8 protein-coding genes are annotated in these 17,820 nt (G+C 54.6%); 4 read left to right on the forward strand and 4 right to left on the reverse strand.

Features of this window, described 5'->3' with window-relative positions; genetic code table 11:
* The first annotated feature begins 306 nt into the window (after positions 1-306).
* Positions 307-7,875 (forward strand): VaFE repeat-containing surface-anchored protein, encoded by a 7,569-nt coding sequence (locus ACKFRX_RS00985; protein WP_408927991.1) that lies wholly within the window; start codon positions 307-309, stop codon positions 7,873-7,875.
* Between the two features lie 123 nt (positions 7,876-7,998).
* On the opposite strand, the gene ACKFRX_RS00990 is transcribed toward ACKFRX_RS00985, so the two are convergent.
* Positions 7,999-9,273, reverse strand: a complete 1,275-nt coding sequence (locus ACKFRX_RS00990) for an IS30 family transposase (RefSeq protein WP_408927992.1) — start codon at positions 9,271-9,273, stop codon at positions 7,999-8,001.
* A gap of 493 nt (positions 9,274-9,766) precedes the next feature.
* Entirely contained in the window at positions 9,767-10,213 is a 447-nt protein-coding gene (locus ACKFRX_RS00995) for a hypothetical protein (protein ID WP_034668701.1), read from the reverse strand.
* 95 nt (positions 10,214-10,308) lie between these two features.
* Between ACKFRX_RS00995 and ACKFRX_RS01000 the strand changes: the two genes are divergently transcribed.
* Complete coding sequence (locus ACKFRX_RS01000; protein ID WP_005329805.1) at positions 10,309-10,998, forward strand: alpha-ketoglutarate-dependent dioxygenase AlkB; 690 nt, start codon at positions 10,309-10,311, stop codon at positions 10,996-10,998.
* A 38-nt stretch (positions 10,999-11,036) separates the two neighbouring features.
* Entirely contained in the window at positions 11,037-11,582 is a 546-nt protein-coding gene (locus ACKFRX_RS01005; protein WP_005329792.1) for an NADPH-dependent FMN reductase, read from the forward strand.
* 138 nt (positions 11,583-11,720) lie between these two features.
* Here ACKFRX_RS01005 and ACKFRX_RS01010 read toward each other — a convergent pair whose 3' ends face one another.
* Positions 11,721-13,298: an aldehyde dehydrogenase family protein gene (locus tag ACKFRX_RS01010; RefSeq protein WP_408927993.1), complete on the reverse strand. Its 1,578-nt coding sequence runs from the start codon at positions 13,296-13,298 to the stop codon at positions 11,721-11,723.
* A gap of 45 nt (positions 13,299-13,343) precedes the next feature.
* The gene (gene betT, locus ACKFRX_RS01015; RefSeq protein WP_408919387.1) at positions 13,344-15,593 is read right to left on the reverse strand and encodes a choline BCCT transporter BetT; all 2,250 of its coding nucleotides are present in this window, start codon (positions 15,591-15,593) and stop codon (positions 13,344-13,346) included.
* Positions 15,594-15,926: 333 nt separating this feature from the next.
* Between betT and betA the strand changes: the two genes are divergently transcribed.
* Complete coding sequence (gene betA / locus ACKFRX_RS01020) at positions 15,927-17,702, forward strand: choline dehydrogenase (protein ID WP_284788328.1); 1,776 nt, start codon at positions 15,927-15,929, stop codon at positions 17,700-17,702.
* Positions 17,703-17,820 lie beyond the last annotated feature (118 nt).

Raw genomic sequence — 17,820 nt, forward strand, 5'->3', positions numbered from 1 at the left:
GTTGATCGGGGGGACAGCAGTTCGGCTGCTAACTATTACGTTTACCTACTGATGTTTCTTGATTCGTCGGCGAACCCAAAGAGCTGGCCCGCCGGCGCAATCACGACGGGTGATAAGAGCAAATTCCCGAACTTTACCGGATCGCACGAAGAATTTACGGAACTTACGGGCTATAAAATTGAAGGTTCCGTCGATGTTCCGAAGCTTGTAAAAGATTCGACGGTGGAGATTGCAAAGCAGCCTACAGATGCATATATAACCGTTGTACATCCCAACAACAATCCCCATTCCCGTGATCAAACTGTTATGCCGGTGGATCAGCCGGGTCTACCGGATGAGAATGGCGGAAGCGGCTCCAATCCGTCTACTAAGACGCCTTCGATTAGTACGAAGGTTGAGCAGCTTGGTGAGCATGAGGCTCTGAAGGGTGGCACGGTTGTGACTGACCATGTTCACTATGAGGGTTTGGTTCCGAATAAGGAATACATTCTGAATGCTGAGCTGCGTAACAAGGCTGATGAGTCTGTTATTGGTAAGTCCGAGGAGCCGGTGAAGTTCACTCCGGAGTCTGCTTCGGGTGATGTTGATGTCAAGATCACTGTTAACGAGGATGTTAAGGCTGGTTCTGTAGACCAGGGTGTTGCCTTTGAGTACTTGACTTCTACTGCGGTGGATAAGTCTGGTAAGGATTCCGAGTCTGGCGATGAGAATAAGATTGCTGAGCACACGGATATCAAGGACGAGGCTCAGACTGTTGATTCTCATGAGGAGTTGAAGCCTTCGATTAGTACGAAGGTTGAGCAGCTTGGTGAGCATGAGGCTCTGAAGGGTGGCACGGTTGTGACTGACCATGTTCACTATGAGGGTTTGGTTCCGAATAAGGAATACATTCTGAATGCTGAGCTGCGTAACAAGGCTGATGAGTCTGTTATTGGTAAGTCCGAGGAGCCGGTGAAGTTCACTCCGGAGTCTGCTTCGGGTGATGTTGATGTCAAGATCACTGTTAACGAGGATGTTAAGGCTGGTTCTGTAGACCAGGGTGTTGCCTTTGAGTACTTGACTTCTACTGCGGTGGATAAGTCTGGTAAGGATTCCGAGTCTGGCGATGAGAATAAGATTGCTGAGCACACGGATATCAAGGACGAGGCTCAGACTGTTGATTCTCATGAGGAGTTGAAGCCTTCGATTAGTACGAAGGTTGAGCAGCTTGGTGAGCATGAGGCTCTGAAGGGTGGCACGGTTGTGACTGACCATGTTCACTATGAGGGTTTGGTTCCGAATAAGGAATACATTCTGAATGCTGAGCTGCGTAACAAGGCTGATGAGTCTGTTATTGGTAAGTCCGAGGAGCCGGTGAAGTTCACTCCGGAGTCTGCTTCGGGTGATGTTGATGTCAAGATCACTGTTAACGAGGATGTTAAGGCTGGTTCTGTAGACCAGGGTGTTGCCTTTGAGTACTTGACTTCTACTGCGGTGGATAAGTCTGGTAAGGATTCCGAGTCTGGCGATGAGAATAAGATTGCTGAGCACACGGATATCAAGGACGAGGCTCAGACTGTTGATTCTCATGAGGAGTTGAAGCCTTCGATTAGTACGAAGGTTGAGCAGCTTGGTGAGCATGAGGCTCTGAAGGGTGGCACGGTTGTGACTGACCATGTTCACTATGAGGGTTTGGTTCCGAATAAGGAATACATTCTGAATGCTGAGCTGCGTAACAAGGCTGATGAGTCTGTTATTGGTAAGTCCGAGGAGCCGGTGAAGTTCACTCCGGAGTCTGCTTCGGGTGATGTTGATGTCAAGATCACTGTTAACGAGGATGTTAAGGCTGGTTCTGTAGACCAGGGTGTTGCCTTTGAGTACTTGACTTCTACTGCGGTGGATAAGTCTGGTAAGGATTCCGAGTCTGGCGATGAGAATAAGATTGCTGAGCACACGGATATCAAGGACGAGGCTCAGACTGTTGATTCTCATGAGGAGTTGAAGCCTTCGATTAGTACGAAGGTTGAGCAGCTTGGTGAGCATGAGGCTCTGAAGGGTGGCACGGTTGTGACTGACCATGTTCACTATGAGGGTTTGGTTCCGAATAAGGAATACATTCTGAATGCTGAGCTGCGTAACAAGGCTGATGAGTCTGTTATTGGTAAGTCCGAGGAGCCGGTGAAGTTCACTCCGGAGTCTGCTTCGGGTGATGTTGATGTCAAGATCACTGTTAACGAGGATGTTAAGGCTGGTTCTGTAGACCAGGGTGTTGCCTTTGAGTACTTGACTTCTACTGCGGTGGATAAGTCTGGTAAGGATTCCGAGTCTGGCGATGAGAATAAGATTGCTGAGCACACGGATATCAAGGACGAGGCTCAGACTGTTGATTCTCATGAGGAGTTGAAGCCTTCGATTAGTACGAAGGTTGAGCAGCTTGGTGAGCATGAGGCTCTGAAGGGTGGCACGGTTGTGACTGACCATGTTCACTATGAGGGTTTGGTTCCGAATAAGGAATACATTCTGAATGCTGAGCTGCGTAACAAGGCTGATGAGTCTGTTATTGGTAAGTCCGAGGAGCCGGTGAAGTTCACTCCGGAGTCTGCTTCGGGTGATGTTGATGTCAAGATCACTGTTAACGAGGATGTTAAGGCTGGTTCTGTAGACCAGGGTGTTGCCTTTGAGTACTTGACTTCTACTGCGGTGGATAAGTCTGGTAAGGATTCCGAGTCTGGCGATGAGAATAAGATTGCTGAGCACACGGATATCAAGGACGAGGCTCAGACTGTTGATTCTCATGAGGAGTTGAAGCCTTCGATTAGTACGAAGGTTGAGCAGCTTGGTGAGCATGAGGCTCTGAAGGGTGGCACGGTTGTGACTGACCATGTTCACTATGAGGGTTTGGTTCCGAATAAGGAATACATTCTGAATGCTGAGCTGCGTAACAAGGCTGATGAGTCTGTTATTGGTAAGTCCGAGGAGCCGGTGAAGTTCACTCCGGAGTCTGCTTCGGGTGATGTTGATGTCAAGATCACTGTTAACGAGGATGTTAAGGCTGGTTCTGTAGACCAGGGTGTTGCCTTTGAGTACTTGACTTCTACTGCGGTGGATAAGTCTGGTAAGGATTCCGAGTCTGGCGATGAGAATAAGATTGCTGAGCACACGGATATCAAGGACGAGGCTCAGACTGTTGATTCTCATGAGGAGTTGAAGCCTTCGATTAGTACGAAGGTTGAGCAGCTTGGTGAGCATGAGGCTCTGAAGGGTGGCACGGTTGTGACTGACCATGTTCACTATGAGGGTTTGGTTCCGAATAAGGAATACATTCTGAATGCTGAGCTGCGTAACAAGGCTGATGAGTCTGTTATTGGTAAGTCCGAGGAGCCGGTGAAGTTCACTCCGGAGTCTGCTTCGGGTGATGTTGATGTCAAGATCACTGTTAACGAGGATGTTAAGGCTGGTTCTGTAGACCAGGGTGTTGCCTTTGAGTACTTGACTTCTACTGCGGTGGATAAGTCTGGTAAGGATTCCGAGTCTGGCGATGAGAATAAGATTGCTGAGCACACGGATATCAAGGACGAGGCTCAGACTGTTGATTCTCATGAGGAGTTGAAGCCTTCGATTAGTACGAAGGTTGAGCAGCTTGGTGAGCATGAGGCTCTGAAGGGTGGCACGGTTGTGACTGACCATGTTCACTATGAGGGTTTGGTTCCGAATAAGGAATACATTCTGAATGCTGAGCTGCGTAACAAGGCTGATGAGTCTGTTATTGGTAAGTCCGAGGAGCCGGTGAAGTTCACTCCGGAGTCTGCTTCGGGTGATGTTGATGTCAAGATCACTGTTAACGAGGATGTTAAGGCTGGTTCTGTAGACCAGGGTGTTGCCTTTGAGTACTTGACTTCTACTGCGGTGGATAAGTCTGGTAAGGATTCCGAGTCTGGCGATGAGAATAAGATTGCTGAGCACACGGATATCAAGGACGAGGCTCAGACTGTTGATTCTCATGAGGAGTTGAAGCCTTCGATTAGTACGAAGGTTGAGCAGCTTGGTGAGCATGAGGCTCTGAAGGGTGGCACGGTTGTGACTGACCATGTTCACTATGAGGGTTTGGTTCCGAATAAGGAATACATTCTGAATGCTGAGCTGCGTAACAAGGCTGATGAGTCTGTTATTGGTAAGTCCGAGGAGCCGGTGAAGTTCACTCCGGAGTCTGCTTCGGGTGATGTTGATGTCAAGATCACTGTTAACGAGGATGTTAAGGCTGGTTCTGTAGACCAGGGTGTTGCCTTTGAGTACTTGACTTCTACTGCGGTGGATAAGTCTGGTAAGGATTCCGAGTCTGGCGATGAGAATAAGATTGCTGAGCACACGGATATCAAGGACGAGGCTCAGACTGTTGATTCTCATGAGGAGTTGAAGCCTTCGATTAGTACGAAGGTTGAGCAGCTTGGTGAGCATGAGGCTCTGAAGGGTGGCACGGTTGTGACTGACCATGTTCACTATGAGGGTTTGGTTCCGAATAAGGAATACATTCTGAATGCTGAGCTGCGTAACAAGGCTGATGAGTCTGTTATTGGTAAGTCCGAGGAGCCGGTGAAGTTCACTCCGGAGTCTGCTTCGGGTGATGTTGATGTCAAGATCACTGTTAACGAGGATGTTAAGGCTGGTTCTGTAGACCAGGGTGTTGCCTTTGAGTACTTGACTTCTACTGCGGTGGATAAGTCTGGTAAGGATTCCGAGTCTGGCGATGAGAATAAGATTGCTGAGCACACGGATATCAAGGACGAGGCTCAGACTGTTGATTCTCATGAGGAGTTGAAGCCTTCGATTAGTACGAAGGTTGAGCAGCTTGGTGAGCATGAGGCTCTGAAGGGTGGCACGGTTGTGACTGACCATGTTCACTATGAGGGTTTGGTTCCGAATAAGGAATACATTCTGAATGCTGAGCTGCGTAACAAGGCTGATGAGTCTGTTATTGGTAAGTCCGAGGAGCCGGTGAAGTTCACTCCGGAGTCTGCTTCGGGTGATGTTGATGTCAAGATCACTGTTAACGAGGATGTTAAGGCTGGTTCTGTAGACCAGGGTGTTGCCTTTGAGTACTTGACTTCTACTGCGGTGGATAAGTCTGGTAAGGATTCCGAGTCTGGCGATGAGAATAAGATTGCTGAGCACACGGATATCAAGGACGAGGCTCAGACTGTTGATTCTCATGAGGAGTTGAAGCCTTCGATTAGTACGAAGGTTGAGCAGCTTGGTGAGCATGAGGCTCTGAAGGGTGGCACGGTTGTGACTGACCATGTTCACTATGAGGGTTTGGTTCCGAATAAGGAATACATTCTGAATGCTGAGCTGCGTAACAAGGCTGATGAGTCTGTTATTGGTAAGTCCGAGGAGCCGGTGAAGTTCACTCCGGAGTCTGCTTCGGGTGATGTTGATGTCAAGATCACTGTTAACGAGGATGTTAAGGCTGGTTCTGTAGACCAGGGTGTTGCCTTTGAGTACTTGACTTCTACTGCGGTGGATAAGTCTGGTAAGGATTCCGAGTCTGGCGATGAGAATAAGATTGCTGAGCACACGGATATCAAGGACGAGGCTCAGACTGTTGATTCTCATGAGGAGTTGAAGCCTTCGATTAGTACGAAGGTTGAGCAGCTTGGTGAGCATGAGGCTCTGAAGGGTGGCACGGTTGTGACTGACCATGTTCACTATGAGGGTTTGGTTCCGAATAAGGAATACATTCTGAATGCTGAGCTGCGTAACAAGGCTGATGAGTCTGTTATTGGTAAGTCCGAGGAGCCGGTGAAGTTCACTCCGGAGTCTGCTTCGGGTGATGTTGATGTCAAGATCACTGTTAACGAGGATGTTAAGGCTGGTTCTGTAGACCAGGGTGTTGCCTTTGAGTACTTGACTTCTACTGCGGTGGATAAGTCTGGTAAGGATTCCGAGTCTGGCGATGAGAATAAGATTGCTGAGCACACGGATATCAAGGACGAGGCTCAGACTGTAAAGTCTGAGAAGCCTTCCGAGACCACCACTCCGCAGACCACCACCACTACCGAAAAGGTTCCAGGTACGCCTGGTGATGGTGGCGAGGGTGAGACCTCTGCGTCTTCTTCCTCGGAGAAATCTTCTACCTCGAAGACCAGTGAGACCTGCGAGTCTGAGGAGCCGGGTGACTCTGAGAGCGAGAACCCTTCTGAGTCTGAGGAACCGTCTTCGTCTGAATCCAGTGAGCCTTCTGGAACCGAGTCTGTAGAGACCACGTCCTCTGCAGCTTCCGAGACTTCTAAGACTGAGGAGCCTTCGGAGTGCGGGTCGACGACTCCGGATAAGCCGGAGGAGCCGGGTACCCCTGGTGAGGGTGACGAGGAGAAGACTCCGAAGATCAGCACTAATGCTGACTTCGAGGATGGTTCTCACGAGGTTGTTGCTGGTGCCAAGATTGTCGATGAGGTGACCTATGAGGGTCTGGTTCCGGGTAAGGAATACACCTTGAAGGCTGAGCTCATTAACAAGGAGGACGGCAAGTCTGTTCTGGGTACTGGTGAGAAGACCTTCACGCCGGAGAAGTCCCACGGCATGGTTCCTGTGACCATCACCGTGAACGATGATGTGAAGGAGCCGGTTGAGGCTGCGGTTGCATTCGAGGAGTTGACCTCTACCGAGGTTGATGAGAACGGTAAGGATAAGCCTGCCGATTCTAAGACCCCGAATGAGATTGCTGATCACAAGGACATCAACGACAAGGATCAGACTGTAACTTCTGAGGAAGGCCCGAAGGTGTCCACTAATGCGGACTTCGAGGGCGGCCTGCGTGAGGTTGTTGCTGGTGCCAAGGTTGTGGACCAGGTTTCCTATGAGGGTCTGGTTCCGGGTAAGCAGTACACTCTGGATGCGCAGCTGATTTCCAAGGAGGACGGTAAGACCGTTCTTGGTGAGACCAAGGGTCACACCTTCGTTCCGGAGAGCGCTAATGGTACTGAGGCTGTCACCATCGTTGTCGATGAGAAGGTAACTGAGCCTGTTGAGGCTGCGGTTGCTTTCGAGACGCTGACTTCCACCCAGGTGGATAAGCACGGTGAGGAGAAGCCGACCGATAAGGACAACCCGAACCACGTTGGTGAGCACAAGGACATCAACGACAAGGATCAGACTGTTCCGAAGGAGGCTTCTGAGAAGACCCCGAAGATCACCACTAACGCTGACTTCGAGAAGGGTTCCCACGAGGTTATTGCTGGTGCCAAGATTGTTGATGATGTGACCTATGAGGGTCTGGTTCCGGGTAAGGAATACACCTTGAAGGCTGAGCTCATTAACAAGGAGGACGGCAAGTCTGTTCTGGGTACTGGTGAGAAGACCTTCACGCCGGAGAAGTCCCACGGCATGGTTCCTGTGACCATCACCGTGAACGATGATGTGAAGGAGCCTGTACAGGCTGCGGTTGCCTTCGAAGAGCTCACCTCCACCGAAGTCAATGACAAGGGCGAGGAGACTCCGGGTACTACTTCGGAGAAGCCGAACCACATCGCTGACCACAAGGACATCAACGACAAGGATCAGACTGTCACCTCTAAGAAGGATGGCGGAAAGACCCCATGGTGGCTCATCCTGATTCCGGGCATTGGCCTGGGCAAGATCATCAAGGACCACTTCGATGAGGTCGGCCACCAAGAGGAAAATCCGAATGATAGCCATGGTGGCAAGGGCCACCAGCCTAACCACCAGGATGCTCCTGAGGGTGAAAACTCCGGCCATGACAACGGCAGCGGCGATGCTGAGGGTCAAGAACCTGGAGAGGTTGGCAATGCACTGCCTGCCGACGCCCCGCGTGCCGACATTAAGTCCGTACCTTCCGGCGCAACTGAGCTTGAGCCGGGCATGCAGAGCTACATTAAGTAGCCTGTATCGCTGACGCGACTTAATCACTGCGAATCCCCTCCAGCGTGTGAACGCACACGCTGGAGGGGATTTCTATATGACCCGCCGTATGGCGGATTCTAGGGGTCGTTGCAACGATGATGGTTAGTTTGGTTTGATGCTACCGGTTTGTGTGAGGGCGTTGGTCATGACTTCGGCTGGGGTGCGCCAGTTGAGTGCTTTGCGTGGTTTGTGGTTGTGAATGTTGGCGATCATTTCTAGGTCCTCGGCGCTGTAGATGGACAGGTCGCTGTTTTTGGGAAGGTTTCTTCTGAGCCTGCCGTTGGTGTTTTCGTTGCTGCCGCGTTCCCATGGTGATCCTGGATGGCAGAAGTAGATGGGAATGTCAGTGGCCATGGTAAAAGCTTTATGACCAGCCATTTCGCTTCCTTGGTCCCAGGTAATTGATGACCAGATAGCTTTATCGATTCCTGTAACTGCCTTGTGCAGGGCTGTGAATACTTCTTTGCTGGTATGCCTTCCCGGTAAGTGGCCAAGGACAACAAATCGGCTAACACGTTCTACTAGCGTGATTACCGCTGATTGGTTGTTTTTACCGAGGATGAGGTCGCCTTCCCAGTGGCCTGGCAAAATACGTTCACTTACCTCATCTGGCCGGTCGTCTATGAGGATCATGTCGTCGACGAAGCGTTGCTGGGCAGGTGTGCTGGAGCGGGTTTGGCGTTTCTTGCGTTTCTTTCTACCGGTCGGCAAGTCCAAGCCAAGGTCTTTGAGTCTTCCTTTGGCCTGCAGGTAAAAGGCGTCATAAATCGTTTCGTGACTAATGCGCATGTCCTTATCAGTGGGGTAGTCGATGGGCAGGCGATTAGAAATCTCCTCAGGTGACCATTGTGCCCGCAATTGTGCGCATACATAGTCCCATAGTCTTTTGTTGGCTAGTAGTTTCGGTATTTTCGGCCGCAACCTCCGCGCACAGGCCTTTAACTGGGCTGTTTCTGCACGATACGGGCCTTGAGCACTGTGGTTTCTGCGTACTTCACGCTGAATTGACGATGCACTTCGCCCTAAACGGCGCCCAATCTCACGCAGCGGCACATCTTCGCGGAGAAGATCGGCGATAATGACGCGTTCTTCGAAGCAAATGTAGCGATTGCTGATGCGTTTATACGGATCTACCCCGCTAGGTAAGGCGGGAGGGGCAAGCCTTCCGGATTCGACGACATCATGGCGTTGGCGCAGCGCTTTCATAAGTCTGTTATACGTGCTGGCGTCTTCGCCGACGGGTATGAACTCTTCTCGTCGACCCTGGGATTTGGTGAGTCCTTTTTCGAAATCTAAACGCAGTCGACGATCAATTCCTACTGCCGTGCCAGCATCACCACCAGGCAGGCTCGCCAGCCGAAGGCGCAGGTATTCCACTCTTAACTGCGTCTGGCGGACTTTCCGAGCATACTGACTTAACCGGATATGGCACCCAGCTTCCGTAGCTACGGCATACGCAGCGGTAAGATGCATCCCACATCTTTTAGCAGCTTGGCGTACCGACAGTCCGCTTCGGACTAGCTCTACAAGCTGGACAGCCTGGCTGCCGCGGCGATCAACTCGTTTGGCTTTATACACGACTGGCAATCCAAAGGCATGGCAAAAATTCAAAGCATGCCCGTAATGACAGCCAAGCTCACCAGCCGCCGAACGGACACTACGCCCACTGCCAACCAAGGCAACTAAGCCACGACGATCCGATTCAGACAACGAATGAAACGGGCCAACAACCCCAGACACAACAACACCCTCCTAAGGGAAAGTGTTGCAACGACCCTCTGAACTCAAGTATTTATGAAATTGAAGCAGCTGTCCTACCGCGAAGAAGTGTCGCTACGTATCCACGATGTGTGGGTAACCTCGTAGTCCTTTAATCCCGTATCCATATTCGTGTTGAGGCGTGTTCCAGATCCAGCACATCGCTCCATGTAGATGGAACGAAATGTTTGCTATCAGTTTTGAACCAAATAATTCGATCCGGATCATCAAAATCAAGGTTCTTGAGGAGCGATTCTCCGGCAATGTCGTATGCCCATAAGTCATGGACATTTTCATACTCGACCGAGTATTTGTGAAAAGTTCCCCTAGGCTGAAAGACGGCTTCAAAGCCTACAAAGGCCGTTCCACTAGGTGTTTCCATTTTCAGAACGATGTATAGGAATTTATTAATCCACGTGGCAACGCCATGAAATTTCGGCAAGGAAGCGGCAGGTTCCATTCTGAACCTATTCTCACTCAAGGCATCCTCAGTGAGGATTTCTGCCAAATAGAATGCAGCGTCTTTTAAATCGAAATGATCTTTTGGGCGTAATGGCATTGTCCTAAATCCAAGGTGGGCATAACTCTACTGAACTAGCTCCCGAAGGCTGGGCTAGTTTAATTCTAGGTGGTTAGGGGGTTTAGGCTGAGGTCATGCTTTTTGATTCGCTGCCGCGACCGAGTGTGCGTGTGGCTCCGGGGGTGGGGCATGTGCCGGAATGGGTGGGCGTCGAAAAGCAAAAGGCTTTGGTAGAAGAGATGCGCGGCATTGCGCGCGAGTATGCGGGTACGCCGATGGCGATGGTGCGGCCGCGGCTGAAATCCGGCGGGCAAATGAGCGTATTTCAGCTGCATCTGGGCAGGTATTGGCATTATCCCAGCTATCGGTATGTGGACAATATGGATGGCACGCGGGTTCCGCCGGTGCCGGAGAGCCTGCGGCAGATTGCTCCGGGAGCGCTGCGCGCCGCGGCTGAGGTAGCGCCCGAGCTAGAGCCGTGGGTGGAGAACTTCGTGCCGGAAATGGCGCTAGTTAATTACTATCCGCCGGGCTCGGCCATGGGCATGCACGTGGATGATTCGGAGGAGTCACCCGCCCCGGTGATTTCGCTATCTATTGGGGATGAGGCTCTTTTCCGCATGGGGCATACCGAGTCGCGCACGCGGCCGTGGGATGATATCACCCTGTGTAGTGGGGATTTGGTGGTCTTCGGTGGGCCAAAGCGCTTTGCCTACCACGGGGTGGTGCGCGTTAATGACGGCACGTTGCCGGAGGGGTGCGGGTTGAGTGAAGGACGTATCAACATCACTATCAGACAAGTATCTGCACGAGCGGTAAGCTAGGGATGTTACATAAAGCTTGAAGGAAAGAAGGTTCTCTTATGTCTCGCATCGGCATCATCATCGGCACTACCCGCGATAACTCGGCCGGCAAGGTAGTAGGTGAGTGGATTTATGATCTTGCCCAGGGGCGCCAGGATGGGGTGGAGTACACCCTGCTGGACCTCAAGGAGTTTGATGTTCCGCTGCTGACCACTGACGTCATTCCTGCCACCGCCAATAAGCAGTATGCGGATGAAAAGGTGCAGGCGTGGTCCGATGCAGTGGATGCCTGCGATGGTTTCGTATTTGTTACCCCGGAGTACAACCGCTCGGTGCCGGGTCCATTCAAGAATGCCTTCGACTGCTTGGCCGGGGAGTGGACCGCTAAGCCGGTTGCGTTCGCCGGTTACGGTCCGGCAGGCGCAATCCGCGGCGTGGAAGCATGGCGCACCATCGTGGTCAACTTCTCCATGCCGCAGCTGCGCAATCAGCTCGACTTCGGCTTCTTTACTGACTGGACCGACGGCGAATTCCGCCCCGTGGATGCCAAGGTGGAACGTACCAATTCCTTGCTGGCCGAACTGGAAGACTCCGTCACTGCATAATCAGTTCGCACAGCGGCCACGTTCTGGCCCCGCAATAGACGAACGAGACCGATAGCGTGGCCGCACGTTGGCCAGATACACTTCAGCCCCCGCGCTCTTTCCGAGCAGCGGGGACTGGCTTTTATGTGGCCGGCTTAGTTACTGCAGGCCGAACTGATCCCAAGCGGCAGGGGAGAGGTTCTGGTACACGTGCTTGTGCTCCTGGTACTCGGCCAAGCCGGTGGGGCCAAGCTCGCGGCCGTTGCCGGATTGCTTGAAGCCGCCCCACTCTGCCTGCGGCAGGTACGGGTGGAAGTCGTTGATCCAGATGGTGCCATGGCGCAGGGCGCGGGCAACGCGCTCGGCGCGGCCGGCGTCGGAAGTGTAGACGGCACCTGCCAGACCATATTCGGTGTCATTCGCGATGGCGATGGCCTCCTCCTCGTTGGTGAAGGTCTCGATGGTCACGGTCGGGCCGAAGGCCTCGTCGTGGACGCAGTCCATCTCGCGGGTAGCTCCGTCAATGATGGTTGGCAGGTAGTACACACCAGCGCCTAGGTCGGTGGCGCCGGTGCCATGCTGGCCATTGGTGTCCTCGCTGGTAGCGGCGCGGCCACCGGTGAGGATCTTGGCGCCCTGCTCGCGAGCCTTGTCCACGTAGGCGGCAACCTTCTCGCGGTGCTCGGCGGAGATGAGCGGGCCGGTCTCTGCCTTGTCATCGGTCGGGCCGCCGATCTTGATCTTATTGGCGCGCTCTACCAGGGCGTCGACGAACTTATCGTGCAGGGACTCTTCTACGACGATGCGGGAGCCGGCGGAGCAAACCTGGCCGGAGTGGAAGAAGGCGCCATTGAGGGCGTTGTCCACGGCGACGTCGAAATCGGCATCGGCGAAGATGACGTTCGGGTTCTTGCCGCCGAGCTCGAGCGCGGTGCGCTTGACGGTCTCAGCCGCATTCTTGGCGATGATCTTGCCGGTGACCAGGCCGCCGGTGAAGGAGACCATGTCCACGTCCGGGTGCTGGGAGAGCGGGTTGCCGCAGTTAGCGCCAGCACCGGTGATGAGGTTGCCTACGCCGTCCGGCAGGCCGCACTCCTTGAGGGCGGCCATGAGCAGCATGGCGGTGTGCGGGGTGAGCTCCGCCTGCTTGAGGACGAAGGTATTGCCGGCGGCCAGGGCCGGGCCAACCTTCCAAGAGACCTGCAGCAGCGGGTAGTTCCACGGGGTAATCAGGCCGCAGACGCCAACAGGCTCGGCGTCGATGCGCGAGCGCAGGTTGGGATCCTGCGGGTCTACTACGCGGCCGGCCTGGTGCTGGGCCAGGGTGCCGAAGAACTCGAAGGCATTGGCGATGTCATCCATATCGCCCAGGGATTCCTCGTAGCGCTTGCCGGTATCGGCAGACTCGGCCTGAGCGAAAAGTTCCTTGTGCTCGCGGATGAAATCGGCCACGCGGATGACGAGCTTGCCGCGCTCGGCGGACGGGGTATTAGCCCACTCGCCGTTGTCAAAGGTTTCACGTGCAACCTTGATGGCGCGCTCGGTGTCCTCATCGGATGCCTCGGACACCAGGCCCACGGTGGAGCCATCGGCCGGGCAGATGATGGTGCGGGTCTCGCCGCTCTGGGCGGCTTCCCACTTACCGTTGATGAACAGAGACTTCGGGGCGCCGTCGGCATGCACGCCCTTCAGCAAATCGGTCTGGGTGGGGTCGAACAGAGTGTTCTGGGTGCTCAAGTGAAAAGCAACCTTTCTCTCATAGAGGTAGTTGTACTGGCCAGCTTAGCTATCTTCGCGCCAGGTGCGCTCGGGCTCGGCGCCATCGGAGACATCGGACTCGCCCGGCTGGGTCTGCTGCATGTGCAGGAATGCCAGGTGGCGCTCATAAAGGTCCAGCACGTTATTGATGATTTGGTTCTCGGAGTAACCGTAGACGTCATAGCCCAAGGAGCCAGTCATGTCATAGACCTCGAGGCGGTAGTATTCGTCTCCTTCGCCCGTGCTGAAGTCGGGGCGCTCGGCCGCAACCGGGAAGAGCTGATAGCGGAACATGCGCTCATTGTGCAGCCTAACTTCGAGGTCGAGCTGGGGAAGTTCGACGTCGGGAAGCTCACTGGTGAGCAAGAGGGCATCGTAGCCGCGGCTGCGCATGTGCGTTGCCACCTGCTGGAGGGCGTAGGTAGCGGTCTCGCGCAGGTAGGTATCCATCTCCTGCTTGGAGGGGAAGGTATTGGCACGGTCGAGGCGGCTCTTCCAGAGGTCGGCGTTGGCCGGTTCGCGCTCGGTGCGGGAAGAAATCACGCCATGCATAGCGGTGGTGCGGGCCTCGCGCTGGATATTTTCCAGGCGCAGAGACTTCCACAGCGAGAACATGATGAGGTAAACCACGAACGCGAAAGGCAGACCCATGACGACGGTCGCGGACTGCACGGTAGCGATGCCATCGATCTGCAGCAGGGCCAAGGTCAGCGCGCCTACGGTTACGGACCAGAAGATGCGCAGCCAGCGGGAACCATCCTGGCGGTTATCGGTGATGCGGGAGGTGAAGTTGGACATCACCAACGCGCCGGAATCGGCCGAGGTGATGTAGAGCAGCAGGCCGATAAAAGTGGTCAAGAAGATGACGATGCCAGAGCCCGGGAACTCGTGCAGCATGTCATAGAAGCCCTGCTCAGGGACGTTGATCGCGTTCTCGGCGAATTCGGGGTAGTCACCGGAGCGGACCATGTCCAAGGCGGTGTTGCCGAAGAAGGACATCCACATGAGGATGAACAGGAACGGGAAGGTCAGGGTGCCAAAGATGAATTGGCGCAGGGTGCGGCCGCGGGAGATGCGGGCCAGGAAGAGGCCAACGAAGGTTGCCCAAGCAATCCACCATGCCCAGAAGAAGAGGGTCCAGGACTGCATCCAGGTATCGGCGGCAGCCTGGTCCTCGGCGAAGGCAAAGGTTTCCATGGTCCAGGACGGGAACTTCGAGACATAGTCGCCGATATTGGTCACGATGGCATCGAAGAGGTAGACGGTTTTGCCAAAGACGACGACGTAAATCATCAACGCGATGGCCAGATAGACGTTCAGCTCGGAGAGGAAGCGAATGCCCTTATCGACGCCGGATACAGCAGATAGCGTGGCAATGGCCACGGCGATAATGATGAGCGCAGATTGCAATCCGAGGCCCTGCTCAAAGCCGAAAATGAGGTGGAAGCCATAGGATAGCTGCACCACGCCGATGCCCAGGGAGGCGGTGACACCGAAGACGGTGCCCAGCATGGCCGCGACGTCTACTGCGGAGCCGATAGGGCCGTGCACGCGCTTGCCGATGAGCGGGTAGAGCGCGGAGCGAATCGCCAGCGGCATATTGAGGCGGTAGGCGAAGTATCCGAAAGCCATGCCCATGAGGGCGTAGAGGGCCCAGCCGGTCAGGCCATAGTGGAACATGGCGTAGACCACGGCTTCCTTGGCGGCCTGCATGGTCTCGCCCTCGCCCACGGGCGGCGCCATGTACATGGTGACCGGTTCGGCGACGGCGAAGAACATAAGGTCCACGCCGATGCCAGCGGCAAAGAGCATGGATACCCAGGAGAAAGTATTGAATTTAGGCCGCGAGTGGTCCGGGCCTAAGCGAATATTGCCGGCATTGGAGATGGCAATATAAAGGACGAAGACCACAGCGATGGTGGCGGTGAGAACGTAGAACCAGCCGAGATTAGTGCCGATCCAGCCGGTGACATTGGCCAAAGTTTCTGCCGCGGAATCACGGCCAAACCCGGCGTAGAGTGCCATGGCTACGATGAGCACGCCGGAGATGATAAATACCGGCCAGTTGGTCTTGGGAGCAGGGACCTGATCTGCGCCTACGGCATCGCCGGTTTCTGCCTTATAGCTGCCGACGAGGGCGCGGACCTGGTAGCGCGGGCTGCGCTTTTTGGTCTCCCCAGAGGGGGTTGCGAGAGAGGTGTTTTTACCCCCTTGTTGGGGGTCTTTACGTGAAGTGTGGGACTCCTCAGGATCGTGAGGGTCAAAGTTAGCCATCTACTTCTCCTAGTGTTGGTTGGTTTGGGCCGAATCTTTCGCACGGGTGCCCCAAAAGTCTCACAAGATCGCAGGGAGAGATAGGTGAGTGAAATGAATCATATTCGGGCGAACTATGCGCAAAGACTGCGGATTTCATCTCCAGAGAAATCCATCCGGACAAGGTAAATATACATTAAGATGGGCAAACTTCTAGCGGGATGTGTACTCTGGAGGCGGTGCCCGCACATAAGGCGATGTGAATAATTACAGACTTTTGTATAAATTACAATATTTTCACTTCCGGTGGGGCAATCTTGACGTGTGAAATATTTCACAGAAAGAAGGGGATTTATGGGTTTTATGGACAAGCTGACCAAGAAGCGTTCCGCTAAAAAGGTCACCGATGAAGTAAGCGACGTAGTCGTCGTTGGCGGTGGCTCCGCAGGCTCCGTCATCGCCGCACGCCTGACCGAAGACAAGAACACCCGCGTGCTGGTCCTTGAGGCTGGCCGCCCAGATTCCCTGTGGGATCTGTTCATTCACATGCCATCCGGCTTCTCTTTCCCAATCGGCGCAAAGAACTATGACTGGATGTATGAGTCCGATCCAGAGCCAGAGATGAACGGCCGCCGTGTCTACCATGCTCGCGGCAAGGTTCTTGGCGGATCTTCCTCCATCAACGGCATGATCTACCAGCGCGGTAACCCGATGGACTATGAGAAGTGGGGTCAGAACCCGGGCATGGAGAACTGGGACTTCGCCCACTGCCTGCCGTACTTCAACCGCATGGAAACCGCCGCTGCGGCTGAGCCAAACGATCCTCGCCGTGGCCACGATGGCCCGCTGTACCTCTCCCGCGGTCCGGCTACCTCCGAGCTTTTCCAGGCCCTGTTCAAGTCTGTGCAGGAAGCCGGCTACAACCTGACCAATGACGTCAATGGTTACCGCCAGGAAGGCTTCGCTCCGTTCGATCGCAATATTAAGAACGGCAAGCGTTGGTCCGCTGCCCGCGCCTACCTGTACCCCAACATGGATCGCGAGAACCTCGAGATCCGCACCCGCGCTTTCACCACCAAGATCCTCTTCGAGGGCCAGAAGGCCGTCGGCGTCGAGTACGAGTGGCAGGGCGGCGTTCACCGCGTCTACGCCGAGAAGATCGTGCTGTCCGCCGGTGCCATTAACACCCCGCAGCTGCTGGAAATCTCCGGCATTGGTGACCGCGAGATTCTGGAGAAGCACGGCATCGACGTCGTCAAGCACCTGCCAGGTGTGGGCGAGAACCTGCAGGACCACCTCGAGGTCTACATCCAGTATGAGACCACCAAGTCCACCGCTTCCTCCCAGCCTTACCTGGATAAGTGGCGCTGGCCGTTCATGGGTCTGCAGTGGCTGCTGACCCACAAGGGTCCAGTTGCTACCTCCCACTTTGAAGGTGGCGGCTTCGTGCGCTCCAATGAGAACGAGGACTACCCGAACCTCATGTTCCACTTCTTGCCGATGGCCGTGCGTTACGACGGCCAGAAGGCGGACGTCAAGCACGGCTTCCAGTGGCACGTGGGCCCGATGTTCTCCGATACCAAGGGCCACGTTCACATCAAGAGCGCCGATATCCACGACAAGCCGTCCATCCTCTTCAACTACCTGAAGACCGACCAGGACCGCCGCGAGTGGGTTGAGGCCGTACGCGTTGCCCGCTCCCTGCTGGATACCAAGGCCATGGAAGAGATAGGCGCCCGCGAGTTCAGCCCGGGCCCGGATGTCCAGACCGACGAGGAGATCCTGGAGTGGGTCCGCAACGATGGCGAGACCGCGCTGCACCCATCCTGCACCGCCAAGATGGGCGCAGAGTCTGACCCGATGGCCGTGGTTAACCCAGACACCATGGGCGTGTGGGGCGTCGAAGGCCTCTACATTGCGGATGCCTCCGTCTTCCCATCCGTGACCAACGGCAATATCTACGCCCCAACCATGATGGTGGGCGAGAAGGCCGCTGACCTCATCGCCGGCCGTACCCCGCTCGAGCCAAACCACGCCGAGTGGTACAAGGCTAAGCAGGATATGCCGCTCTACGCTGAGGGCGAGGCAGTCCGCGATCACAAGCACTCCATCCAGGGCGCTGACCACTAAGCAGCCTCCCGCCGGATTGCTCTAGCGCCGCGTTTCCCTTCCCTGGGGCGCGGCGCTTTTGCTTGCCGACGTCCCCTTGTTCCCACCGTCTCCCTAACGTCTAGGTAAGAGCCATGGT

The sequence above is a fragment of the Corynebacterium tuberculostearicum genome (assembly GCF_046097465.1).
Taxonomy (GTDB): domain Bacteria; phylum Actinomycetota; class Actinomycetes; order Mycobacteriales; family Mycobacteriaceae; genus Corynebacterium; species Corynebacterium tuberculostearicum_I.

What these genes read in the sequence shown, in the direction of transcription:
- ACKFRX_RS00985 (WP_408927991.1), top strand. Translation starts at nt 307, where the DNA reads ATGCCGGTGGATCAGCCGGGTCTACCGGATGAGAATGGCGGAAGCGGC.
- ACKFRX_RS00995 (WP_034668701.1), bottom strand. Translation starts at nt 10,213, where the DNA reads ATGCCATTACGCCCAAAAGATCATTTCGATTTAAAAGACGCTGCATTC.
- ACKFRX_RS01000 (WP_005329805.1), top strand. Translation starts at nt 10,309, where the DNA reads ATGCTTTTTGATTCGCTGCCGCGACCGAGTGTGCGTGTGGCTCCGGGG.
- ACKFRX_RS01005 (WP_005329792.1), top strand. Translation starts at nt 11,037, where the DNA reads ATGTCTCGCATCGGCATCATCATCGGCACTACCCGCGATAACTCGGCC.
- betT (WP_408919387.1), bottom strand. Translation starts at nt 15,593, where the DNA reads ATGGCTAACTTTGACCCTCACGATCCTGAGGAGTCCCACACTTCACGT.
- betA (WP_284788328.1), top strand. Translation starts at nt 15,927, where the DNA reads ATGGGTTTTATGGACAAGCTGACCAAGAAGCGTTCCGCTAAAAAGGTC.